Source organism: Pseudomonas sp. PA-1-3F, from assembly GCF_021609665.1.
Taxonomy (GTDB): Bacteria; Pseudomonadota; Gammaproteobacteria; order Pseudomonadales; family Pseudomonadaceae; genus Aquipseudomonas; species Aquipseudomonas paracarnis.
Map to the genome: position 1 here is coordinate 60,469 of NZ_WJZD01000008.1, position 22,736 is coordinate 83,204.

Sequence of the window (22,736 nt, forward strand, 5' to 3'; positions counted from 1 at the left end):
GTGTTACATGGCAGGCGCAAAAGAGATTCGCAGTAAGATTGCGAGCATCAAAAGCACGCAAAAAATTACCAGCGCCATGGAAAAAGTGGCGGTCAGCAAAATGCGCAAGGCACAAATGCGCATGGCTGCTAGCCGTCCTTATGCGGAGCGTATCCGCCAGGTAATTGGGCATCTGGCCAACGCCAACCCGGAATACCGCCACCCGTTCATGATCGACCGCGCCGTCAAGCGTGTGGGTTATGTGGTAGTGAGCAGTGACCGTGGTTTGTGCGGTGGTCTGAATACCAACCTGTTCAAGGCCCTGGTCAAGGACATGGCGGTAAACCGCGAAAACGGCGTCGAGATTGATCTGTGTGTTGTTGGTAGCAAGGGTGCGGCCTTTTTCCGCAACTTCGGCGGTAACGTCGTTGCAGCTATCAGCCACCTGGGTGAAGAGCCGTCGATCAATGATTTGATCGGCAGTGTGAAGGTGATGCTGGATGCGTACCTGGAAGGCCGTATTGACCGCCTCTCCGTGGTATCCAACAAGTTCATCAACACCATGACCCAGCAGCCAACCGTGGAGCAATTGATTCCACTGGTGGCGACTCCGGATCAGGAACTCAAGCACCACTGGGACTACCTCTACGAACCAGACGCCAAAGAGCTGCTTGACGGCTTGATGGTGCGCTACGTGGAGTCGCAGGTGTACCAGGCGGTGGTCGAGAACAACGCAGCTGAACAAGCGGCGCGGATGATCGCGATGAAAAACGCTACCGATAACGCCGGTGATCTGATCAGCGATTTGCAGCTGATCTACAACAAGGCGCGTCAGGCTGCGATCACCCAAGAGATCTCGGAAATCGTCGGCGGCGCTGCCGCGGTTTAACGGTTCAAATATTCAGAGGATCCAGCTATGAGTAGCGGACGTATCGTTCAAATCATCGGCGCCGTTATCGACGTGGAATTTCCACGCGACAGCGTACCGAGCATCTACAACGCGCTGAAAGTACAAGGCGCGGAAACTACCCTGGAAGTTCAGCAGCAGCTGGGCGACGGCGTAGTTCGTACCATTGCGATGGGTTCCACCGAAGGCTTGAAGCGCGGTCTGGACGTTGTCGACACTGGCGCTGCCATCTCCGTACCGGTCGGTAAAGCGACTCTGGGCCGGATCATGGACGTACTGGGCAACCCTATCGACGAAGCTGGCCCGATTGCCACCGAAGAGCGCTGGGGCATTCACCGCGCAGCACCTTCGTTCGCAGAACAAGCGGGCGGCAACGACCTGCTGGAAACCGGCATCAAGGTTATCGACCTGGTTTGCCCGTTCGCCAAAGGCGGTAAAGTCGGTCTGTTCGGTGGTGCCGGTGTAGGCAAGACCGTAAACATGATGGAACTGATCCGTAACATCGCCATCGAGCACAGCGGTTATTCCGTGTTCGCAGGTGTTGGTGAGCGTACTCGTGAGGGTAACGACTTCTACCACGAGATGAAGGACTCCAACGTTCTGGACAAAGTGGCACTGGTTTACGGTCAGATGAACGAGCCGCCGGGAAACCGTCTGCGCGTAGCCCTGACTGGCCTGACCATGGCCGAGAAGTTCCGTGACGAAGGTAACGACGTTCTGCTGTTCGTCGACAACATCTACCGTTACACCCTGGCCGGTACTGAAGTATCCGCACTGCTGGGCCGTATGCCTTCTGCAGTAGGTTACCAGCCGACCCTGGCTGAAGAGATGGGCGTTCTGCAAGAGCGTATCACTTCGACCAAGGAAGGTTCGATCACCTCGATCCAAGCGGTATACGTACCTGCGGATGACTTGACCGACCCGTCGCCAGCCACCACCTTCGCCCACTTGGACGCCACCGTCGTTCTGTCCCGTGACATCGCTTCCCTGGGTATCTACCCAGCGGTCGATCCACTCGACTCGACTTCGCGCCAGCTGGACCCGAACGTGATCGGCCAGGAGCACTACGACACCGCTCGCGGCGTTCAGTACGTGCTGCAGCGCTACAAAGAACTGAAGGACATCATTGCGATCCTGGGTATGGACGAGCTGTCGGAAGCCGACAAGCAGTTGGTAAACCGTGCTCGTAAGATCCAGCGTTTCTTGTCGCAGCCGTTCTTCGTGGCTGAAGTCTTCACCGGTGCCTCGGGTAAATACGTTTCCCTGAAAGACACCATTGCTGGCTTCAAAGGCATCCTCAACGGTGACTACGACCACCTGCCAGAACAAGCGTTCTACATGGTCGGCGGCATCGAAGAAGCGATCGAGAAAGCCAAGAAACTGTAATCCTGGCGCCCGGAAACGGGCGCTCATCAGGTTGAGGCAATCAGATGGCTATGACAGTCCATTGCGATATCGTCAGCGCGGAAGGGGAAATCTTCTCCGGTCTGGTAGAAATGGTGATTGCACACGGCGAACTCGGTGACCTGGGTATTGCCATGGGCCACGCGCCATTGATCACCAGCTTGAAGCCAGGTCCGATCACTCTGACCAAGCAAGGCGGGGAAAAGGAGGTGTTTTACATCTCTGGTGGTTTCCTCGAGGTTCAGCCGAACATGGTCAAGGTACTTGCCGACACCGTGCAACGTGCTGGCGACCTGGATGAAGCCTCCGCTCAGGAAGCCGTCAAGGCTGCCGAGAAGGCGCTGAACGAAAAAGGCGCAGACTTCGACTACAGCGCTGCTGCAGTCCGTCTGGCCGAGGCCGCAGCCCAGCTGCGTACTCTCCAGCAGATCCGCAAGAAGTAAGCGGCCACGCCGTTTTGCTTGATGCGTGATTGATTAAAAAGGGTAGCCTCGGCTACCCTTTTTCTTTTTTTGCAAAACACTTCTTTGGTCTGAACCCGGACCGCCCAGGATTGGTAGCCATTCATGTCTCTTGAAATCGTCATTCTCGCCGCAGGCCAGGGCACCCGCATGCGTTCAGCCCTGCCCAAGGTACTGCATCCGGTCGCGGGCAACTCCATGCTGGGCCATGTTATCCACAGCGCCCGCCAATTGGACCCACAACGTATTCATGTGGTGATTGGCCACGGTGCCGATGTGGTACGGGAACGCCTTGCCGCGGACGATTTGAATTTCGTATTGCAAGACAAGCAACTGGGCACCGGCCACGCGACCGCGCAGGCTGTGCCTTTCATCACCGCGGACACGGTATTGATCCTCTACGGCGATGTCCCGCTGATTGAAGTGGAAACCTTGCAACGCCTGCTCAAGCACGTGGTGCCTGGCCAGATGGGCCTGCTGACCGTTGAGCTGGATGACCCTACGGGCTACGGCCGCATTGTGCGCAACGCCGACGGCAAGGTGGCTGCCATCGTTGAACACAAGGATGCCAGCGAAGCCCAGCGCGCGATTACTGAAGGCAATACCGGCATTCTCGCCGTGCCTGCCAACAAGCTCGCCGACTGGATGAGCCGCCTGTCCAACAACAATGCCCAAGGCGAGTATTACCTCACAGACGTCATCGAGATGGCCGTCAGCGATGGCCTGCTGGTCGCCACCGAGCAGCCCCATCATCCGATGGAAGTGCAGGGCGCCAACGACCGCAAACAACTGGCAGAGCTGGAACGTCACTATCAACTGCGCGAAGGCCTGCGCCTGATGACCCAGGGCGTGACCCTGCGAGACCCGGCGCGTTTCGATGTACGTGGCGAAGTCACGGTGGGCCGCGACGTCCTGATCGATATCAATGTGATCCTCGAAGGCCGCGTGATCATTGAAGACGGTGTGGTCATCGGCCCGAACTGCGTGATCAAGGACAGTACCTTGCGCGAAGGCGTGGTGGTCAAGGCCAACAGCCATATCGACGGTGCCGTGATGGGCGAGGGCAGCGATGCCGGGCCGTTTGCGCGCTTGCGTCCGGGTAGCGAGTTGGGGGCCAAGGCGCATGTGGGTAACTTTGTCGAACTGAAAAACGCTCACCTCGGCGAAGGCGCCAAAGTCGGCCACCTGACTTATCTGGGCGATGCCGTCATCGGCGCACGCACCAACATCGGCGCTGGCACCATCACCTGCAACTATGACGGTGCCAATAAGTACCAGACCACCATTGGTGAAGACGTGTTCATCGGCTCCAATAACTCGCTGGTTGCTCCCGTGACCATCGGCGATGGTTCCAACACCGCAGCGGGCTCGACCATCAACCAGGATGTGGATAAGTCCCAACTGGCCGTTGCCCGCGCTCGCCAACGCAACATCGACGGCTGGAAACGCCCGGTCAAAATCAAAAAGAGCTGAGTTATCCACAACTTGATAGGTTGAGACTCACTCCTGTGGGAGCTGGCTTGCCTGCGATAGCGGTCTGACATTCATCATGATGTCGCCTGACACGCAGCTATCGCAGGCAAGCCAGCTCCCACAGTTGTTTAGTGGCATGCCCGAAAGCTCTACAAAAATGCCTTCCGCCTCTTGACGATCTTTCGCCAATAGGTTTTGATTGCCTTCGTTATCTTTCGAAACGAAACTTATCACTACCATGTCGAAACGAAACACCCCCCAACGACGCCACAATATCCTCACCTTGCTCAACGAACAGGGCGAAGTCAGCGTGGACGAGTTGGCCAAACATTTCGAAACTTCGGAAGTGACCATCCGCAAGGATCTTGCTGCCCTCGAAAGTAACGGCTTGCTCCTGCGTCGCTACGGCGGTGCAATCACTATGCCCCAAGAGTTGGTGGGCGACGCTGCCCAGCCCATCTCGGCCTACAAGCGCGCCATCGCCCGTGCAGCCGTGAAGCGTTTGCGTGAACATGCGCGCATCATCATCGACAGCGGCAGCACTACCGCCGCGATGATTCCCGAACTGGGCCATCAGCCGGGCCTGGTGGTGATGACCAACTCCCTGAATGTGGCCCGCGCCTTGAGCGAATTGGAACACGAGCCGGTGCTGTTGATGACCGGGGGTACCTGGGACCCACATTCGGATTCGTTCCAGGGCCAGGTCGCTGAGCAGGTGCTGCGTTCCTATGACTTTGACCAGCTGTTCATCGGTGCCGATGGCATCGACCTGCAGCGCGGTACCACTACCTTCAACGAACTGCTGGGCTTGAGCCGTGTGATGGCCGAGGTCGCCCGTGAAGTGGTGGTGATGGTCGAATCCGACAAGATCGGCCGCAAGATTCCCAACCTGGAACTGCCCTGGAGCAGCGTCCATACCCTTATTACCGATGATCGCCTGCCGCTCGAGGCCCGCGACCAGATCCAAGCCCGCGGCATTACGCTGATATGCGCGGCAATCATCTAGGAGAAGCACCATGTGTGGAATTGTTGGCGCAGTCGCCGAACGTAACGTTACTGCCATCCTGATCGAAGGCCTCAAGCGCCTCGAATACCGCGGTTACGATAGCGCCGGTGTGGCCGTCTTCACCAACGCCGGCAAGCTGGAGCGCATGCGCCGCCCGGGCAAGGTCAGCGAACTGGACCAAGCCCTGGCCGGTGAGCCGCTAGTAGGTCGCCTGGGCATTGCCCACACCCGTTGGGCCACCCACGGTGCACCGTGCGAGCGTAACGCTCACCCGCACTTCTCCGGCGACCTGGCCGTGGTGCACAACGGCATCATCGAAAACCATGAAGTGCTGCGTGAACAACTCAAGGGCCTGGGCTACGTCTTCACCTCGGACACCGACACCGAAGTGATCGCCCACCTGCTCAACCACAAGCTCAAGGATCACAGCGATCTGACCACCGCCCTCAAGGCCACGGTCAAGGAACTGCATGGCGCCTACGGCCTGGCCGTGATCAGCGCCAGCCAGCCTGACCGCCTGGTTGCCGCACGCAGTGGCAGCCCATTGGTGATCGGCCTGGGCCTGGGCGAGAACTTCCTTGCCTCTGACCAACTGGCCCTGCGCCAAGTGACCGACCGTTTCATGTACCTGGAAGAAGGCGACATTGCCGACATCCGCCGTGAAAGCGTGCAGATCTGGGATGTGAATGGTCAGTCCGTCGAGCGCGAAGCCGTGCAATACCGCGACGGTGCCGAAGCCGCCGACAAAGGCGAGTTCCGCCACTTCATGCTCAAGGAAATCCACGAGCAACCATCCGTGGTACAGCGCACCCTGGAAGGTCGCCTGAGCCAGAACCAAGTATTGGTGAACGCTTTCGGCCCGCAAGCCGCCGAACTGTTCGCCAAAGTGCGCAACGTGCAGATCGTCGCCTGTGGCACCAGCTACCACGCCGGTATGGTGGCGCGTTACTGGTTGGAAGAACTGGCCGGCATCCCGTGCCAGGTCGAAGTCGCCAGCGAGTTCCGCTACCGCAAGGTCGTGGTGCAGCCCGACACCCTGTTCGTGACCATTTCCCAGTCTGGTGAAACCGCCGATACCCTGGCTGCCTTGCGCAACGCCAAGGAGCTGGGCTTCCTCGGCAGTCTGGCGATCTGCAACGTCAGCATCAGCTCCCTGGTGCGTGAATCCGACCTGACCCTGCTGACCCAGGCCGGTCGTGAAATCGGCGTCGCCTCCACCAAGGCCTTCACCACCCAACTGGTGGGTCTGTTGCTGCTGACCCTGTCACTGGGCCAAGTACGCGGCACCCTCGCCGACGGTATCGAAGCCACCCTCGTGGAAGAACTGCGACGCCTGCCGACCCGCCTGGGCGAAGCCTTGGCCATGGACAGCACCGTGGAAAAAGTCGCCGAGCTGTTCGCCGACAAGAACCACACCCTGTTCCTGGGCCGTGGCGCGCAATACCCGGTGGCGATGGAAGGCTCGCTGAAACTTAAGGAAATCTCGTACATCCACGCCGAAGCCTACCCGGCCGGCGAGCTGAAGCACGGCCCATTGGCCCTGGTGGATGACGATATGCCAGTGGTTACCGTGGCGCCAAACAATGAACTGCTGGAGAAGCTCAAGTCCAACCTGCAGGAAGTACGCGCCCGTGGCGGCCAACTGATCGTCTTCGCCGATGAGAAGGCCGGCATGACCAATGGTGAAGGCACGCATGTGATCAACATGCCTCACATCCACGACACACTGTCGCCGATCCTCTACACCATCCCGCTGCAGTTGCTGTCGTACTACGTCGCCGTGCTCAAAGGCACCGACGTTGACCAGCCGCGTAATCTGGCGAAGTCGGTGACGGTGGAATAAGCCTTACTGACGTACCCAATAGGGGCTGTTTTAAACAGCCCCTTTTTTCGTTCTGGATTCGCTCAATTCAAGGATGCGTATTGATGCAAAGCCCTTCTGCTACCGTCCACGCACGTCTGCACAATCGTCGGTTTGTGGTCGCGAATAACGCGCAAGGCCTGTCCGGTACCGGCACCGTGTTTCATTACAAAGTCGAAGACGGGGTGATTTCGAGCATTTATCAGGGTGGCCGAATTCGCCTGGGAACGCAGGTCGGGCGGGTGACCGGCCCAGATACTATCGAGCTGCTTTATCAGTGCGTCACCTTGGACGGGGAGCTGCTCGCAGGGTGGTCACGAGGCACGGTAGGTGTTGATCACGCCGGGCGCACTACCCTGAGTTTCGTTTGGGGCTGGCTATCGGGTGCGACCGGAGGCGGAGAGTCTAGCTATATCGAGATCACTGGCTAGAGGCATTGAAAGCACCATAAAACCTACAGGTAGGCGCATATCCCCTGTGGGAGCGGGCTTGCCCGCGAAGGCGGCGTGTCAGTCGCTGCATCTGTTACTGCACTACCGCTTTCGCAGGCAAGCCAGCTGCCACATTTTGATCTCCATCGGGTTTGTGAAAGGGGTGGGTCAGGTCCACCAGTAGCGCACGAGATGAAAGAAGATCGGCGCCGCAAAGCACACCGAATCCAGCCGATCCAACATCCCGCCGTGTCCTTCGATCATGTGCCCCCAGTCCTTCACACCGCGGTCACGCTTGATCGCCGACATCACAATCCCTCCCGCAAACCCCAGCAAGTTGATCAGCAGCGCGATCAGAAACGACTGCCAGGGATTGAACGGTGTGGTCCACCACAGCGCCGCGCCGATCAAGGAGGACAGCAGAATTCCGCCCACAAATCCTTCCACGGTTTTCGACGGCGACAGGTTGGGCGCGATCTTGCGTTTGCCGAACAGCTTGCCGCACACGTACTGCAATACATCCGACAGTTGCACCACGATCACCAGATAGGCGATCAGCAGCAGGTTGCGGCCTTCGTAGCCCGGTATGTCCAAGGTCAGTAGTGCCGGGACGAAAGACACGCAGAACACGGCGATCATCAGCCCCCATTGCACCTTCGATGCCCGTTCCAGAAAGTGCGTACTGTCGCCGCCCAGGGAGGCGAGGATCGGCAGCAGCAGGAACACGTACACCGGGATGAAGATCGAGAACAGCCCGTACCAGTCGGCGTAGATCAGCAGGTATTGCAGCGGCAGGGCCAGGTAGAACGCGGCCACCAGGGCCGGGTAGTCGCTGCGTCGGGTGGGCGTGAGGGTGAGGAACTCGCGCAGGGCGTAGAACGACACCGCGTAGAACAGCAGGATCACCGCGCCGGTGCCGAGCCAGAACGCGATGCCGATCACCACCACCATCACCCACCAGGCGTTGATGCGGGCGTTGAGGTTGTCGATCACGGCATTCGGGCTGCCACGGGTGCGCAGCTTGAGGATCAGGCCGATCAGCGAGGCGATGACCAGGATCGCGCCGATGCCGCCAAATAACATCAGGGTTTGGCTATCCATCTCAGGAATGCTCCGGGGCAAGGGCGAGCAGGGCGTCGCGGCTGCGGGCAAGGAAGTCGGCTTTGTCTTCGCCTTCTTCCAGTTGCAGGGGGGCACCGAAGCTGGTGGTGCATAACAAGGGCAGTGGCAATACGCGGCCCTTGGGCATAACCCGGTTCAGGTTGGCTATCCACACCGGGACCAGCTCGGCCTGTGGGTAACTCTTTGCCAGGTGGTACAAACCGCTTTTGAACGGCAGCAAGCCATCCTCCAGATTGCGCGTGCCTTCGGGAAAAATGATCAGCGAATCGCCGCCCTCCAACGCCGCAAGCATGGGCTGCAATGGGTTGTCCACAGGGTCCTTGCGCTCACGGTCGATCAGCACGCCATTGAACACTCGATTGATGATGTAGCGGCGCAGCGCACTCTTGTTCCAGTAATCACTGCCGGCCACCGGGCGTGTGAATTTGCGCAGGTTCTGCGGCAGTGATGCCCACACCAGGACGAAGTCGCCGTGGCTGCTGTGGTTGGCGAAGTAGATCCGCTGCACCGGGACCGGCGCGCACCCCAGCCACAGGCTGCGGGCGCCAGTGACGGTGCGGGCCATGGAAGTAATCAGCGTGGCGACCACGGGTTCGAACATGGGAATTCCTTATCCGGCGAAAGGTAGCCAAGGGCTGGCGAGAATGACGCCCAGGGTCAACAGCGCTTGCGCGCCCAGCAGCCAGGCTTGTTTACGCAGCAGTTTGAGGGCGCCGCGACGGCGTTCAGTCCATGGCCGACCGGCTCGCTTGGGCGATTGCAGGCCAAGGGTTTGCAGGGCCTGGTCCAGGTCTGGCGTGCGGGTGGTGTCGCGAGCGAGCAGGGCGAACAGGTCGGCGTCGAAGGCCACCCGCAGCGCCCAATACTTTTGCAGCAGGCCCAGCACGATCATCCACAGGGCCAACAGCAGACAAATGGTGGAAATGCTGGCCAACAGCAGCTGGGCGAGGCCAAACAGCACGCCTAGCAACGTCAGGCCTGTGGATAACTGATCCAGGGAGCGGCCGCGGCGCAACAGGCTGGCGACGACCTGGAGTTCCATATCAGCAGGCATTTGGCAAACCCTCCAATGCTTGACGGTGTTCGGGGTGCAGGACCACATCGGCCCGCGCTGTACGAATAATAGCCAGCGCTTGCTCAACCGTGGTGGCTCGCCCCGTGTTCAACAGCCAGGCGGCGACGGCGGTGGCGCTGCGTGAGTAACCGAGGGCACAGCACACCAACAGGGGGCCGCTCGCTTGCAGGCGTTCAATGGTGTGGGCCGCTTTCAAGCATTCGTCGGGGGTTGGGGCGATCAGGTCCAGCACGGGCACGCAGGCGTAAGCACGGCCCTGTGGATTAATCGGCAGTTCGGCGCATAAGTCGACAATGGCCTTGAATGAACCCAGCTCGCGGGTGGCAGGAATACGCCCGAGCCAGACGTTATCCACAATCGGATCGGCCTGAGGATGTTTGCGCGTCCACAGCCGCGAATTGATCCAGGCGCCCGCCAGATAAGGTGCATATAACCAGCGTGCCGCAGGCGTAAGGTGGCCATCCTCACGTTTTTGAAAGCCCGACGCGCCGAGTACGAGGTAGTTGGCCGTGATCAACCCCAGAGAAACCGCAGGCCATAGCAGCCACAGCCAAGCGCCACCGCATAAGCAGGCCAGCACTGTCAGTATCACTGCGCCCAGCCCATAGCGTATCCCTAGCCGCCATCGTTGGTTATCCCGCGTCAGCCGTGCATTCAGTAAGGGGCTCGGGTGCTCCACCGGCCATAACCACACGCACAACCACCCCGCGAGGGCGCCTGTGGGTAAGTCGATAAAGTGATGTTGATAAGTGGTCAGCACCGAAACCCCGATTAGCGCGAACCAGCCGTGCACCACCCAACGCCAGAATCCTTGAGTCTGCCGTTGGTACATCACCCACAGGATCACCAGCAGCGCGATATGCAGCGAAGGAGCCTGGTTGAAGGGCTTGTCAAAACCGGCCAGCACCGCAAACAACCAACCGAACACACCGTCCAGTTCCGGCCGCTCAAACGTGAAGCGCAGTGGCCAGATCAGGAAGCAACTCACGGCTATCACCTGCGCACTCAGCAGGCGCAGCGCATGCTGTTTGAGCTCATGACGCGTGTTGGGTAGCAGCAACGAGAAGCCGTAAAGCAGGTCGATGGACCAGTAGGGCACGATGGTCCATGCCCAGAACGGCATGTGTGTTTCCCAGCCGAACACCAGGGTGCCGACGTCGCTGCGCTGGCTGGTGACCCAGGTGGCGAAGCCGTAGGTGCTGAAAAACAGCGGTGCCAACAGCAGCAGCCAAAGCACCGCAGGTTTCAATAAACCGATTTCGCGCATGTTCAGATCTTCTGTGCCAGGGACACGGTGAAAATGCCCCACTCATCCACGCGCTGGGTGATCTTGCGAAAGCCCGCTGCTTCGACGAGTTGGTCCATTTCCGCCTGGCTGCGCCGGCGCATCACCCAAGCCTGACCCTGACGGTGGCTGGTAAGCGCACGGGCAATCAGCTCCAACTGCGGGTGCCACGGTTGGCCGGTGTAGACCAGGTAACCACCTGGCTCCACGGCTTCGGCCAGGCCCGCCAGTGAACCGCCGACCATGGCGTTATCGGCGAACAATTCGTACAGGCCAGACACCACGGCCAGGGACGGCTTGGGGTCGAGGGCGGCCAGGTCGGCGCGGTCGAACGCGTCGCCTTTGACGAACTGGGCGATGTCCCCCAAACCCTTTTCGCGAATCAGCGCGCCACCGTCGCGCACATTGATATCGCTGTAGTCGCGCAGCAGGATCGACTCCGGCAACGGCGAGACGCCCTGCAAGGCTTCAAGAATGTAACGGCCGTGGCCGGCGGCGATATCGACGATACGGACTTCGCGGTGATCATCACGCAGCTTGGCCATGGCCAGGCGCAGCAGCTCTTCGACGTTCAGCTTGCGCTGGCGAATACCACGCCAGCCGATGGAGTTGAGGTAGTTGGTATCGATCATCCGCCCCAGCCCGCCCTTGCCGGTAGGCTTATTGCGATACACGTAGTCCAGGGTGCTGCCGGAATCGAAGCCGGTGTCGAAGCCCAGCTTCACCCCATCCGACAGGTTCTTGCCCAGGCCCATGCTGGCGCGGGTCATGCGCCAGTACAGGTCGCGCAGTGAATTGCGTGGCAACGGCGCGGCGAGGGATTCGGATTCGGCGCACGTGGCGCCAAGTTTGTCTGCATCCAGTAAAGAAGCGCGGTCCAGCGGGTGGGCGAAGTTCTGCAAGATAAAGCGCTTGGCGCTGGTTACAGCCACGGCGCGATCACGTTCGCCGAGGGTGTCGTGAAAAAAGCCGGGGAGGATATGCAGCTCTTTTTTCAGGCTACCGAGGCGGTCGAAGAACTGCTGCTGGGGTTTACGGTGCACCACAAAGTCGGAGCCCGAAATAAGCAGTTGGGTCGGCACCTGGATCGCCTGGGCGTCGGCGACAACCCGGTCGGCCGCTTCGTAAAGGCCCAGCAGCACATTCACCGAAATGGCCTTGGTGATCAGTGGATCGCTGTCGTAGGATGCCACGCGTTCGGGGTCATGGCTGAGGAACTTGGCCTTGACGTAGCTGTTGACGAAAAAGTTGCCACGAAACTTGCGCATCAGTGCCAGGCCGGGGCGGGCGAAGGGCACGTACAGCTTGACCTTGAAGGCTGGCGAGGCGAGCACCAGGGCGCGGATTTTTGGCGCGTAATCATGAACCCAGGTGGCCGCGATCACCGCGCCGACGCTTTGGGCGATGACGGCGATGTCTTCCTCCTCGATGCCGTAGGTGGCATTGATGTGGTCACAGAAAGTCTGCACATCGCGGGCGCTGGTGGCAAAGCTGGGGCTGTCGCCGCGCTCGCCTGGGGATTGGCCGTGGCCACGGGCGTCCCAGGCGAAGAAGTCGAATTCAGGCAGGCCCAGTTCATCCACCAAGTGGGCAATACGCCCCGAGTGCTCATGGCCGCGATGGAACAACAGGATCGCCTTGCGCGGCCCGACACCTGCCGTGGCCGGCCAGTGCCGATAGAAAAGCTCGACACCATCATGGGTACTGAAGGTGTGCTGTTGCTGTTCGCGCATCGCAAAATCCTTATGCAGAAGGGAGAGATTGTTGTTCTTTGAGGCCCTGACGCACCCGGTTGACCAAGGTATAGGCGAGCAGGGCGGCGACCAGCCACATCACCGCCTCCACCCAACCGGCGCCGAGCCATCCCAGCGCCACGCCCGTGGCCAGCACCCCGAGTACGAACGCCCGATCACTCTTGCCCATGGGCCCGTCATAACGGCGCGACGCGCCCACCATCGGCCCCAGCACTCCGGCGTATTCGCTGAGTACCGCAAGCAGCGTCACCAGCAGCACCGGCGCCAGGCTCACATCGGGGATCAATGCAAAGGGCAGGATCAGCGCACTGTCGGCGATCACATCGCACAATTCATTGAGGTAAGCACCGAGGCGCGACTGTTGGCCGAATTCCCGGGCCAGCATGCCATCGATGGCATTGAGCGCCATGCGCACAATCATCCACAGCGGGATCAGTGCAAACAGCCAGAGGTGTTGGGCAAAGCCCGCGATCAACAGCCCCACCAGCAGGGAAACAACCCCGGCCAGCACGGTGATCTGGTTGGCGGTGGTGCCGTTGTCATAAAGGCGCTGCACGAGAGGCCGCAGCAGGTTTTGAAAACGCGGCTTGAGTTGGTAGATGGAAATCATGGGGGGGCGCTTCCTTGTCCGTGAACCCGCGAAAAACTGTCTGAAGTGTGCCGACTAATCGCAGCCGACACCAGTGATGGCTCGTGTTTATAGGGGATTAGTCACGCTCTTGAGCATAATCAATCACCGCTTGTGGGAGCGTCCTATGGGGCCTCAACAGCAGGTGATCGAGTTCGTGTCTATAGTTACATCTCTACACACGCAGAGGGTCGCAAATGTCTTCGACTTTGCACCGACAGACACCGACTCTGAGGGTGACAGACGCGCGTAGGTTGCAAGTAGCGGTCGTTGCGTATCACCGACAGACATTAGACGAGGCACTGCAGGCACGTACCGAAAGGTATTCGCGCGATGTCCTTGGTCGAGTGCATGCACAATGGGACACGCGATTGTGGGCAACGGGTGGTGAAATAGGGGAGCCCAACCAAGTTATGACCCATAGTCTGTCGGGCCAGCTGTTGCGTGTTGAAAGCGTAGATGCGGGCTGGCGTGTCAACCTTGTGGGCGACGCAGCTCAAACGCTGCATAGTTGGGATGGGCGGGGTACTGTCCGGCGGGTGTGCTATGACTCCCAAATACGTCAGGTTAGTGTGAGCGAAGAGTCAGCGACCACTCTCCAGACCTTCGTCGAGCGGCTGACGTACGGATCATCGACTGAAATGGGCAATCGTTGCGGTCGGCTGGTTCGGCATGACGATGGGGTCGGCAGCCAGGTTTTTGTCGATTACGGTTTGCTGGGGCACGTTGCAGGCCAGACTCAACAGTTTCTCAAGGCATTGGTACCCGCGGATTGGCCTGAGTCTTTGGATGAGCGCGACGCGTTATTGGAGACAGATCACCAAGGCGCGGCAATGCGGTATCTCACGCAATGGCATCACGATGCGTTGAATCAGTTGCTCCGCCAAACCGATGCGTTGGCGAATGTGCAGAGCCATTGCTACAACGTGGCGGGTGAACTGGTTCAATCCAGTCTGACTGAGGATGGAAAACCGGAGCAATTGCTGCTCAGCGCGGTCCGCTATAACGCTTGTGGTCAAGTCGAATCCCAGCTGGCGGGTAATGGTGTCATTTCCCGGCCCGGCTACGACGCCCGCAGTGGGCGACTATTAAGACTGAACACAATCCGGCAGGATAAAGTACTCCAGGACCTACATTATCAGTGGGACCCCGTGGGTAACCTGCAATGCTTGGAGGACCGGGCACAACCAACCCAATGGTTTGATTCTCAACGAATTGTCCCCGTTAGCACTTATCGCTACGACACGCTTTACCATTTGATTGAGGCCACCGGACGGGAAAGCGTCCTGGCCGGCATTCAGCCTGGCCTGCCCGGTGTTGTACTACCAGGAGGAGGTGACGCGAGTCGGTTGCGTAACTACACGCAGGTTTACACCTATGACCTCGGCGGAAATCTAATCACGCTCAAGCATGGCAGCGAACCCTTGCGCATGATGAAGACAGCCGAGCGTAGTAATCGAAGCATGTACATGGCCGATGAGATGAATCCACCGGATTTAGCCAATGGGTTTGATGCAAACGGCAATTTGTTGATGTTGGACGGCGCGCAGAGGATGACATGGGACGCCCGTAATCAATTGCACCAAGTCACCCAGGTGCTGCGCAAGGCGGGGCCTGCGGATAACGAACGGTATTTCTACCATGGCACTGGGCAGCGTGGACGCAAGGTACGAGTGTGGCAGGCAAAGTCTGTTGAGCATGTGGCCCAGGTCATGTATCTGCCGGGTTTGGAGATACACAGCGATACGGCGACGGGAGAAGTCCTGCATGTCATCAGCGTGGCGTTAGGGCGCAGTCAAGTTCGACGGTTAAACTGGCGAGCGAACGGTCGCAAGAGACTACCTGTCCCACAGTGGCGCTACAACGTTGATGACCATCTGGGCAGCGTTGCGTTGGAACTCGATGAATATGGCGACGTGATCAGTCATGAGGGGTATTACCCCTTCGGTGGTACGGCGTGGTGGGCGGTCAGAAGTCAGACTCATGTTAATGGCAAGACCATCCGTTATTCAGGCCAAGAGCGGGATGCGACCGGATTGTACTATTACGGTTCGCGTTACTATGCGCCATGGCTGATGCGCTGGATCAACCCGGATCCCTCGGGCGAAATCGATGGGCTGAATCTGTATCGAATGGTCCGAAATAATCCGCTCCGGTATCGAGACCACGATGGCAGGGCTCCGGAAGTCGCCGACGACTATTCGGATAATTCCCCCAGTGCCCATGTTCCGGCTTATCGACAGAATCCAGAGACATTCCGGCGTCGTGACGTGGATGCTCACGTCGCCGCCGAGCGCCGGGACGCCGTGGAGAGGAGCATGACTCACCGTATGTATGGCGAGCACCGCGTTGAGTCTACTTACACGTCTGCTTCAATCCCAGGCAGGTATCGGTTCAGAAACGAATTCTTGCCCGGCCGCTGGCGCTTGATGGAAAACTACCGTGCGCCAGTAGAGGGGCCCAATGCTACCGACGTTACCTGGCATCAGTATGAAATGATTTCAAGGCATAACAATTTTTACGGTGTTTTACCGCAAGCCATTGTGCGCTGGAACGTTCAAAACAATGAGGCTCTGCTTGCTACGCAGCAGCAGGAAGGCATGCTGGAGCGGTTTTTGGCCAGTGAGGGCAATGGCCGTTCAACTCAGAGAATCATGACTGCTTTCGGCCTGCGTGCTACGGGTATCACGCGACAGGAAGTTTACGATTATCAACTGGGGGCGGACGTTGACATCATAGAGGTTCATGTCGAGCCTCAGCCTGTTCCCGAACCCGCTCCGATGGTTAGGAGCCCGTCCCTGGAGGCTTTGACTCGAGCAGTAGAGCGAGACTTGCGCCGTGCGGCGCGCAACCCTGTCTCACGGGTTGCCCATCGTGTTTGGCGAAACATGCGTAGAGTCATTCAAGGTAGCAGTGCCCGACGTGCCCTGAGGTAACCCTGTGAAGGCCTGACAGCCGATGGATATTTAGCGAGTGCTCCTCGATCTAAATGTGCGAACGGGGTTGAGAACAAAAATTTCACGCTTCGTGTTATATCGTAACGAATTGTGTGCAAGTGGGCGTTGAGCAGATGCAAGTGGATCTAGAGGCTGACGGGGCTTCGGTTGAAGGCCTCGCGCGTTTTCAGCAGGGGCTGTTCCACGCCCGTCGATTGCGCCAGGCCGGTATCGGCCTGACAACCCTGGCCCTCAGTGGTTGGATATTGGCGCTGTTCGTAGCGTTGTTTGCACCCGTGTCGATCTGGCCGGTGGTTTTGATCAACTGCGCGTCGGCCTTGCTGCTGCTGGTGGCCGGCTTGCAGTCCGCCTGGTGGGTGGCCGATTGGCGTGCCCAGGCGCTGGAAGTGCCGCGCGGTGAAGCGGTCGAACAATCCATCGAGCCCACACCCTGGCATAAGGGCCTGATCAACCGGTTCGGCAACGGCCTGTTGGCGCAGATTGGCGCACCGGTGCTGTGGTTGGGCGGCTGGTCGTTGCTGGCGCTGGTCAGCATCCTGCAGTTCTGGAACCTGGGCTTGCCCGCTGCCGCCATCGGGCAGTCGGCAAGTATTGGCGCAGCGCTCGCATTGGCCCTGGCGTTTGGCCTGCTGGTATTCGAACGCCGCCTGGGCCAGGAAACCGCTGCCCAATGGCCGGAAGCCTCGCAGCTGGCGCAGTTGAGCCGGATGGCAATTATCTGCCTGGCGCTCAGCGCGATCTGCCTGCTGTTTGCCAATGCGGAGTCGGTGTGGCCGCTGCGCCTGGCGACACTCGTCGGCCTGTTGCCGGCGCTGGTGGCGCTGGAGTTCCTGCTCCGGGGCGTGCTCTCGCTGTTCAGCCCGCGCCAGCCGCGCCTCGAACCGCGCTTGATGGCGCAGAGTTTCATTGCCGGCCTGCTGCGTTGGCCGCCGCAGCCGTTGCTGGCGTTGCAGCATGAATTGCACAACCGCTTTGGCATCGACCTGCGCCAGATCTGGGCCTTTACCTACATGCGCCGAGCGTTTTTCCCGGTGCTGCTGGTGGTGCTGGGGGTAGGTTGGGCGCTGACCGGTGTGCATGAAGTGCCCCTGCAAGGCCGTGGGATTTATGAGCGTTTTGGTAAACCGGTTGAGGTGTTCGGCCCCGGGCTGCATGCGGGTTTGCCGTGGCCGTTGGGCCGCGTACTGAACGTGGAAAACGGCGTGGTGCATGAGCTGGCGACCAGCGTCAGCGAAGCCGCCACACCGGAGCTGGCCGCAGCCGAAGGCCCGGCGCCGTTGATTGCCAATCGCCTGTGGGACGCCAGCCATGTGAATGATAAATCCCAGGTCATTGCCAGCAGCAGCGGCGACAAGCAGGGCTTCCAGATCGTCAATATGGACGTGCGTTTTGTCTACCGCATCGGCCTCACTGATCAGGCTGCGCTTGCCGCCACCTATAACAGCGCGGATATCCCGACCCTGATACGCAGCACCGCCAGCCGCATCCTGGTGCACGATTTTGCGTCGCGCACCCTGGATGAACTACTCGGGGAAGAGCGCACCAGCCTCGCCGACGAGATTGGCCGCAGCGTGCAAGCCGACCTGCAAACCCTCGACAGCGGTGTGGAAATCCTCGCCACGGTGGTCGAGGCGATCCATCCGCCGGCCGGTGCCGCCAACGCTTACCACGGTGTACAGGCCGCGCAGATCGGCGCCCAGGCGCTGATCGCCCGTGAGCGCGGTGCGGCCAGCGAACAGACCAACCAGGCGCTGCTTCAAGCCAGCACCGCCCGCGATCAGGCCCAGGCGAGTGCCCGCGAGGTGAATGCCGGTGCCCAAGCAGCGAACCTGCGCTTTGCCGCCGAACAAAAAGCCTACGCCGCTGCGGGCCAAGCCTTCGTGCTGGAACAGTACCTGGGCCAACTGAGCCAGGGCCTGGCCCAGGCCAAGCTGCTTATTCTGGATCATCGCTTGGGCGCCGACAGCGCGCCGACGATCGATCTGCGTTCTTTTACCTTGCCCGCCGACCCGTCGGTGCCGCGCAAAGCCGTTCAATAAGGAGTTCGTCTGTTGAGCGCTCATTCCCACGATCATGGTCATCACCACCATCACGGCCACCACCATCACCATCACGGCGATGAGCAGGCGGCCGGGCCTTTTCCCTGGCGGCGCATGGCGTGGGCGGTGTTGCTGGTGCTGTTTGCCGTGGCAGCGGCGAGCCTGGTGCAAGTGCGTTCCGGCGAGGCCACGGTGATTACCCGCTTCGGCAACCCCGCGCGCGTGCTGCTGGAGCCGGGCCTGGGCTGGCGCTGGCCGGCACCGTTCGAAGCAGCGATCCCGGTGGACCTGCGCCTGCGCACCACGTCCAGCGGCTTGCAGGATGTGGGCACCCGCGATGGCTTGCGGATTATTGTGCAGGCCTATGTGGCGTGGCAGGTGCAGGGCGATGCCGACAACGTGCAGCGTTTTATGCGTGCGGTGCAGAACCAGCCGGATGAGGCGGCGCGGCAGATTCGTACCTTCGTCGGCTCGGCGTTGGAAACCACGGCGGCCAGTTTTGACCTCTCCAGCTTGATCAATACCGACGCCAGCCAAGTGCGCATTGCTGATTTTGAAGCGCAGTTGCGCCAGCAGATTGATCAACAATTGCTCACCACCTATGGTGTGCGCGTGGCGCAGGTCGGTATCGAGCGCTTGACGTTGCCATCGGTGACCCTCACCGCCACGGTTGACCGCATGCGCGCCGAGCGTGAAACCATCGCCACCGAACGCACCGCCGTGGGCAAGCGCGAAGCGGCGCAGATCCGCTCCGCTGCCGAGCGAGATGCGCGCATCATGCAGGCCGATGCCACCGTGAAAGCCGCCGACATCGAAGCGCAGTCGCGGGTTGAAGCTGCGCAGATTTATGGCCGCGCCTACGCTGGCAATCCGCAGCTGTACAACCTGCTGCGCTCGCTGGATACCTTGGGCACGGTGGTCACGCCGGGGACCAAGATCATCCTGCGCACCGACGCCGCGCCGTTTCGCGCACTGGTGGATGGGCCGAAGGACCTGCAGCCATGAGCGAGCCTGAAAGCCCGGACAGCCCGTGGATCCAGGCCGGGCGCCTGACGTTCCTGGCACTCTACGCGGTCACCGTATTGGCGGCGTTGGCCTGGGCCTTCTCCAATGTGCGCCAGATTGACCCGCAGAATCGCGCCGTGGTCTTGCACTTCGGCGCCCTTGATCGCATTCAGAACGCCGGGTTGTTGCTGGCCTGGCCGCAGCCTTTCGAACAAGTCGTCCTCCTGCCAGCGGCCGACCGGGTGATCGAACGCAGGGTGGAAAACCTCCTGCGTTCCGATGCGGCGCTGCAGGCCGATCGCGTGGCCAGTTTCGCCACGCCGTTGAGCGATGCCCTGGCCGGTTCCGGCTACCTGCTGACCGGTGATGCCGGGGTGGTTCAACTGGACGTGCGGGTGTTCTACAAGGTGACCGAGCCCTACGCCTTTGTGTTGCAGGGCGACCACGTGCTGCCTGCCCTGGACAGACTGGTGACACGCAGCGCCGTGGCCCTCACCGCAGCGCGGGATCTGGACACCATCCTGGTAGCCCGCCCGGAACTGATCGGCAGCGACAATGGCGCCGCCGAACGGCGTGAGCGGCTGCGCGGCGACCTGGTGCAAGGCATCAACAAACGCCTGGCGGAGTTGGCGGCCAGCGGCTTGGGGCTGGGTATCGAAGCCACCCGCGTCGATGTGCAATCGAGCCTGCCTGGGCCCGCGGTGAATGCATTCAACGCGGTACTGACCGCTAGCCAGCAGGCTGATAAAGCCGTGGCCAACGCCCGCACTGAAGCGGAAAAACTCACCCAGACCGCCAACCAGGAGGCTGACCGCCAAGTGCAAGTCGCCCATGCCCAGGCCAGTGAACGCTTGGCCAATGCCCAGGCGCAGACCGCTACCGTTGCCAGCCTGGCCCAGGTCAAAGATCCCGGTTTGCTGTTGCGCCTGTACCGTGAACGCTTGCCGAAGATTCTCGGCCAGGCCGGTTCAGTGACCACCGTCGATCCCAAAGACGACTCCCGCTTGATCATCCAGGGAGCCGAACAATGAGCGCACCCATGCTGACCTCTGCCGAACAGCGCAGCGCTGCCCGGCAATTGACCTTGGCGATGCTCGCCCTGGGCTTGCTCGTGCTAGGCCTGGTGTGGCGCTGGCTCGCGCCCGACCAGAGCGGCGTCAGCCAGCTGCTGCTGGGGGTGGCTTCGCTGTTGGTGGCGGTGCCGGTGATGCGTTCAGCCTGGTACAGCCTGCGCTTTCCGAGCCTGCACGGCATCACCGACCAATTGATCGCCCTGGCCATGCTCGGCGCCTGGGCCACGGGCGATCTGCTCACCGCCGCGTTGTTGCCGATCATCATGATCTTTGGCCATGTGCTGGAAGAGCGCAGCGTGATTGGCTCCCAGGAAGCGATCCATGCCCTGGGCAAACTCACCCGCAGCCACGCACGCCTGGTGCAGGCGGACGGGACCATCACCGAAGTGGATAACGGCACCTTGAACACCGGCGATATCGTCGAAGTGCGAGCCGGCGACCGCGTGCCGGCCGATGGCGTGGTGTTGTCCGGCCAGGCGAGCCTGGACACGGCGCCGATCACCGGCGAGTCGGTGCCGTTGGAAGCCGGCGTGGGCGTGCAGGTGTTTGGTGGGGCGATCAACCTCGATGGCCTGCTGCGCCTTGAGGTCACGCGTACCGGCAACGAATCGACGTTGGGCAAAGTCATTGCGCTGATGCAGAACGCCGAGCGTTCCAAGCCGCCGATCACCCGGCTGCTGGAGCGCTACGCCGGCAGCTATATGGTGTTGGTGCTGTTGCTGGCGGCGGTCACCTGGTTTGTCACCAACGATGCGCAGGCGATGCTGGCGGTGTTGGTGGCGGCGTGTCCGTGCGCTTTGGTGCTGTCGGCGCCGGCCACCGCGATTGCCGGGATCGCCGTGGCGGCGCGCCATGGCATTCTGATTCGCAGCTCGGCGTTCCTGGAAGAACTGGCCGACCTGACATCGCTGGTGGTCGACAAGACCGGCACCCTGACCTTTGGCACCCTGCGTTTGCAGTCCATCGAGACCGCCGCGCCGGATCGCCAAGCGCTGCTGAACCTGGCGGCCAGCCTCGGTTCGGCAAGCAGTCATCCGGTCAGCCGAGCGTTGGCGGGGTTGGCGACCCAGGAGCAGATGCTGGTGCTTAGCGACATCCGCGAGCGTCAGGGCCTGGGCGTGGTCGCCCAGACCGAGCAGGGCGAAGCGGCGCTGGGACGGCCGGAGTTGTTTGAACAGTTGGGCATCGTCACCACCGCCGTGCCCACCCATGATGGCCCGATTGCCGGGCTGGCGTTGAACGGCGAGTTCCTCGCCTGGCTGCTGTTGGCCGACAGCGTCAAACCCGAAGCGCGCCAGGCCCTGCAAGAGCTGCGTGACTTGGGCCTGGGCCGCCAACTGCTGCTGACCGGCGACCGCCAAAGCGTGGCCGACAGCCTGGCGCTGGACGTGGGCATCAGTGATGTCGAAGCCCAAGCGCTGCCGGAAGACAAGCTCAACCGCGTACTGGGCGAAATCAGCAGTGGCTTCAGGCCAATGGTGGTGGGCGATGGCATCAACGACTCCCTGGCGCTCAAGGCCGGCGTGGTAGGTGTAGCCATGGGCGCGGGCGGTGCGGACATCGCCCTAGCCTCGGCGGACGTGGTGTTGATCGGCAGCGACTTGCGCCGCCTGGGCACCTGTGTGCGCTTGAGTCGCCAGTGTCGGCAGACGTTGCAGGTCAATGTGATCATTGGCTTGGGCTGGACACTGGCCATTGTGGTGTTCGCCGCATTTGGCTGGCTGGGGGCGGCGGGCGCGATGATCGCGGCGGTGCTGCATAACCTCAGCACCTTGCTGGTATTGGGGAACGCCGGGCGTTTACTGCGCTTCCAGGAGCCGCTGTTGAAACTCGACGAATAATTTCAGAAATATTTGCTCACGGCTGTAACGCCGACAGGAGGCCTCACTCTAGTGCTGTGTCGAGACTGAACAATCCGTTCGGACCGGCTCCACTACTGATCATGAGGAATACAACAATGAGCATTAAATCCGCTGCTGCTGGTGCCGCCCTCGCAATGGCCGCTGCTTCTCTGTTCGCGGGTGTGGCCACCCAGGTACAAGCGGCAGACGCCACCGTTCACTGCTACGGCGTGACCTCCTGCAAAGGTATGAACGACTGCAAAACCAAGGACCACGCGTGCAAGGGCCAGGGCGAGTGTAAAGGGATGGGCTTCAAGGCCATGACCAAATCGGCCTGCGACGCCGCTGGCGGTAAAGTCGGCGAGTAACCGGCAAACAAGTGCAACCGCGGCGGCTGCCTGCTACCGCTGCGGACACTTTGCCCTGGAGTGAGTC

Annotated in this window: 19 protein-coding genes; 13 read left to right on the forward strand and 6 right to left on the reverse strand. The window is 60.7% G+C overall.

Going from position 1 to position 22,736, the window contains the following annotated elements; translation table 11 throughout:
* The first annotated feature begins 7 nt into the window (after window positions 1-7).
* From atpG to GIV26_RS07500, 7 genes are all read left to right on the forward strand, one after another.
* A complete protein-coding gene (gene atpG, locus GIV26_RS07470) occupies window positions 8-868 on the forward strand; it encodes a F0F1 ATP synthase subunit gamma (protein WP_003233565.1) in 861 nt (286 codons plus the stop codon).
* A gap of 27 nt (window positions 869-895) precedes the next feature.
* The gene (gene atpD, locus GIV26_RS07475) at window positions 896-2,272 is read left to right on the forward strand and encodes a F0F1 ATP synthase subunit beta (RefSeq protein WP_003195827.1); all 1,377 of its coding nucleotides are present in this window, start codon (window positions 896-898) and stop codon (window positions 2,270-2,272) included.
* Window positions 2,273-2,316: 44 nt separating this feature from the next.
* A complete protein-coding gene (locus GIV26_RS07480) occupies window positions 2,317-2,733 on the forward strand; it encodes a F0F1 ATP synthase subunit epsilon (RefSeq protein ID WP_003177061.1) in 417 nt (138 codons plus the stop codon).
* 123 nt (window positions 2,734-2,856) lie between these two features.
* Window positions 2,857-4,224, forward strand: coding sequence for a bifunctional UDP-N-acetylglucosamine diphosphorylase/glucosamine-1-phosphate N-acetyltransferase GlmU (gene glmU / locus GIV26_RS07485; protein ID WP_236279937.1), 1,368 nt, complete (start codon window positions 2,857-2,859; stop codon window positions 4,222-4,224).
* Window positions 4,225-4,462: 238 nt separating this feature from the next.
* Window positions 4,463-5,230: a DeoR/GlpR family DNA-binding transcription regulator gene (locus tag GIV26_RS07490; protein WP_003195822.1), complete on the forward strand. Its 768-nt coding sequence runs from the start codon at window positions 4,463-4,465 to the stop codon at window positions 5,228-5,230.
* A 10-nt stretch (window positions 5,231-5,240) separates the two neighbouring features.
* The gene (gene glmS / locus GIV26_RS07495; RefSeq protein ID WP_236279939.1) at window positions 5,241-7,073 is read left to right on the forward strand and encodes a glutamine--fructose-6-phosphate transaminase (isomerizing); all 1,833 of its coding nucleotides are present in this window, start codon (window positions 5,241-5,243) and stop codon (window positions 7,071-7,073) included.
* A gap of 83 nt (window positions 7,074-7,156) precedes the next feature.
* On the forward strand, window positions 7,157-7,522 hold the full coding sequence (locus tag GIV26_RS07500; protein WP_054896099.1) for a hypothetical protein: 366 nt from the start codon (window positions 7,157-7,159) through the stop codon (window positions 7,520-7,522).
* A 168-nt stretch (window positions 7,523-7,690) separates the two neighbouring features.
* Here GIV26_RS07500 and GIV26_RS07505 read toward each other — a convergent pair whose 3' ends face one another.
* Genes GIV26_RS07505 through GIV26_RS07530 form a run of 6 tightly spaced genes read right to left on the reverse strand, consistent with a single transcriptional unit; the run spans window position 7,691 to window position 13,368 of the window.
* Complete coding sequence (locus GIV26_RS07505) at window positions 7,691-8,623, reverse strand: phosphatidate cytidylyltransferase (RefSeq protein ID WP_034129176.1); 933 nt, start codon at window positions 8,621-8,623, stop codon at window positions 7,691-7,693.
* A 1-nt stretch (window position 8,624) separates the two neighbouring features.
* Window positions 8,625-9,245, reverse strand: coding sequence for a lysophospholipid acyltransferase family protein (locus GIV26_RS07510; protein WP_034129175.1), 621 nt, complete (start codon window positions 9,243-9,245; stop codon window positions 8,625-8,627).
* Window positions 9,246-9,254: 9 nt separating this feature from the next.
* Complete coding sequence (locus GIV26_RS07515) at window positions 9,255-9,698, reverse strand: hypothetical protein (RefSeq protein WP_054896098.1); 444 nt, start codon at window positions 9,696-9,698, stop codon at window positions 9,255-9,257.
* Window positions 9,688-10,986, reverse strand: coding sequence for a phosphatase PAP2/dual specificity phosphatase family protein (locus GIV26_RS07520; protein WP_236279941.1), 1,299 nt, complete (start codon window positions 10,984-10,986; stop codon window positions 9,688-9,690). Before GIV26_RS07520 ends, GIV26_RS07515 begins: the two co-directional genes overlap by 11 nt.
* Before the next feature lie 2 nt (window positions 10,987-10,988).
* The gene (locus tag GIV26_RS07525; protein WP_089041556.1) at window positions 10,989-12,737 is read right to left on the reverse strand and encodes a bifunctional alpha/beta hydrolase/class I SAM-dependent methyltransferase; all 1,749 of its coding nucleotides are present in this window, start codon (window positions 12,735-12,737) and stop codon (window positions 10,989-10,991) included.
* 10 nt (window positions 12,738-12,747) lie between these two features.
* Window positions 12,748-13,368 (reverse strand): CDP-alcohol phosphatidyltransferase family protein, encoded by a 621-nt coding sequence (locus tag GIV26_RS07530; RefSeq protein ID WP_236279943.1) that lies wholly within the window; start codon window positions 13,366-13,368, stop codon window positions 12,748-12,750.
* Between the two features lie 431 nt (window positions 13,369-13,799).
* Between GIV26_RS07530 and GIV26_RS07535 the strand changes: the two genes are divergently transcribed.
* The 6 genes from GIV26_RS07535 to bufA2 all read left to right on the forward strand — a co-directional run bounded on the left by GIV26_RS07535 (window position 13,800) and on the right by bufA2 (window position 22,669).
* Window positions 13,800-16,322, forward strand: a complete 2,523-nt coding sequence (locus tag GIV26_RS07535) for an RHS repeat-associated core domain-containing protein (RefSeq protein WP_236279945.1) — start codon at window positions 13,800-13,802, stop codon at window positions 16,320-16,322.
* A gap of 134 nt (window positions 16,323-16,456) precedes the next feature.
* On the forward strand, window positions 16,457-18,382 hold the full coding sequence (hflK, locus tag GIV26_RS07540; protein ID WP_236279947.1) for a protease modulator HflK: 1,926 nt from the start codon (window positions 16,457-16,459) through the stop codon (window positions 18,380-18,382).
* Window positions 18,383-18,391: 9 nt separating this feature from the next.
* Window positions 18,392-19,387, forward strand: coding sequence for a protease modulator HflC (gene hflC / locus GIV26_RS07545; RefSeq protein WP_168220206.1), 996 nt, complete (start codon window positions 18,392-18,394; stop codon window positions 19,385-19,387).
* Window positions 19,384-20,418, forward strand: a complete 1,035-nt coding sequence (gene hflK, locus GIV26_RS07550; protein WP_003195796.1) for a protease modulator HflK — start codon at window positions 19,384-19,386, stop codon at window positions 20,416-20,418. The genes hflC and hflK (GIV26_RS07550) overlap by 4 nt, the downstream gene beginning before the upstream one ends.
* On the forward strand, window positions 20,415-22,301 hold the full coding sequence (locus tag GIV26_RS07555; protein WP_236279949.1) for a cation-translocating P-type ATPase: 1,887 nt from the start codon (window positions 20,415-20,417) through the stop codon (window positions 22,299-22,301). The genes hflK (GIV26_RS07550) and GIV26_RS07555 overlap by 4 nt, the downstream gene beginning before the upstream one ends.
* A 116-nt stretch (window positions 22,302-22,417) precedes the next feature.
* Window positions 22,418-22,669, forward strand: coding sequence for a BufA2 family periplasmic bufferin-type metallophore (gene bufA2, locus GIV26_RS07560; protein ID WP_003195792.1), 252 nt, complete (start codon window positions 22,418-22,420; stop codon window positions 22,667-22,669).
* The last annotated feature ends 67 nt before the right edge of the window (window positions 22,670-22,736 follow it).

Excerpts from the sequence above, each read along its gene's own strand:
- atpG (WP_003233565.1), top strand. The coding sequence starts at position 8 with ATGGCAGGCGCAAAAGAGATTCGCAGTAAGATTGCGAGCATCAAAAGC.
- atpD (WP_003195827.1), top strand. The coding sequence starts at position 896 with ATGAGTAGCGGACGTATCGTTCAAATCATCGGCGCCGTTATCGACGTG.
- GIV26_RS07480 (WP_003177061.1), top strand. The coding sequence starts at position 2,317 with ATGGCTATGACAGTCCATTGCGATATCGTCAGCGCGGAAGGGGAAATC.
- glmU (WP_236279937.1), top strand. The coding sequence starts at position 2,857 with ATGTCTCTTGAAATCGTCATTCTCGCCGCAGGCCAGGGCACCCGCATG.
- GIV26_RS07490 (WP_003195822.1), top strand. The coding sequence starts at position 4,463 with ATGTCGAAACGAAACACCCCCCAACGACGCCACAATATCCTCACCTTG.
- glmS (WP_236279939.1), top strand. The coding sequence starts at position 5,241 with ATGTGTGGAATTGTTGGCGCAGTCGCCGAACGTAACGTTACTGCCATC.
- GIV26_RS07500 (WP_054896099.1), top strand. The coding sequence starts at position 7,157 with ATGCAAAGCCCTTCTGCTACCGTCCACGCACGTCTGCACAATCGTCGG.
- GIV26_RS07505 (WP_034129176.1), bottom strand. The coding sequence starts at position 8,623 with ATGGATAGCCAAACCCTGATGTTATTTGGCGGCATCGGCGCGATCCTG.
- GIV26_RS07510 (WP_034129175.1), bottom strand. The coding sequence starts at position 9,245 with ATGTTCGAACCCGTGGTCGCCACGCTGATTACTTCCATGGCCCGCACC.
- GIV26_RS07515 (WP_054896098.1), bottom strand. The coding sequence starts at position 9,698 with ATGCCTGCTGATATGGAACTCCAGGTCGTCGCCAGCCTGTTGCGCCGC.
- GIV26_RS07520 (WP_236279941.1), bottom strand. The coding sequence starts at position 10,986 with ATGCGCGAAATCGGTTTATTGAAACCTGCGGTGCTTTGGCTGCTGCTG.
- GIV26_RS07525 (WP_089041556.1), bottom strand. The coding sequence starts at position 12,737 with ATGCGCGAACAGCAACAGCACACCTTCAGTACCCATGATGGTGTCGAG.
- GIV26_RS07530 (WP_236279943.1), bottom strand. The coding sequence starts at position 13,368 with ATGATTTCCATCTACCAACTCAAGCCGCGTTTTCAAAACCTGCTGCGG.
- GIV26_RS07535 (WP_236279945.1), top strand. The coding sequence starts at position 13,800 with ATGACCCATAGTCTGTCGGGCCAGCTGTTGCGTGTTGAAAGCGTAGAT.
- hflK (WP_236279947.1), top strand. The coding sequence starts at position 16,457 with ATGCAAGTGGATCTAGAGGCTGACGGGGCTTCGGTTGAAGGCCTCGCG.
- hflK (WP_003195796.1), top strand. The coding sequence starts at position 19,384 with ATGAGCGAGCCTGAAAGCCCGGACAGCCCGTGGATCCAGGCCGGGCGC.
- GIV26_RS07555 (WP_236279949.1), top strand. The coding sequence starts at position 20,415 with ATGAGCGCACCCATGCTGACCTCTGCCGAACAGCGCAGCGCTGCCCGG.
- bufA2 (WP_003195792.1), top strand. The coding sequence starts at position 22,418 with ATGAGCATTAAATCCGCTGCTGCTGGTGCCGCCCTCGCAATGGCCGCT.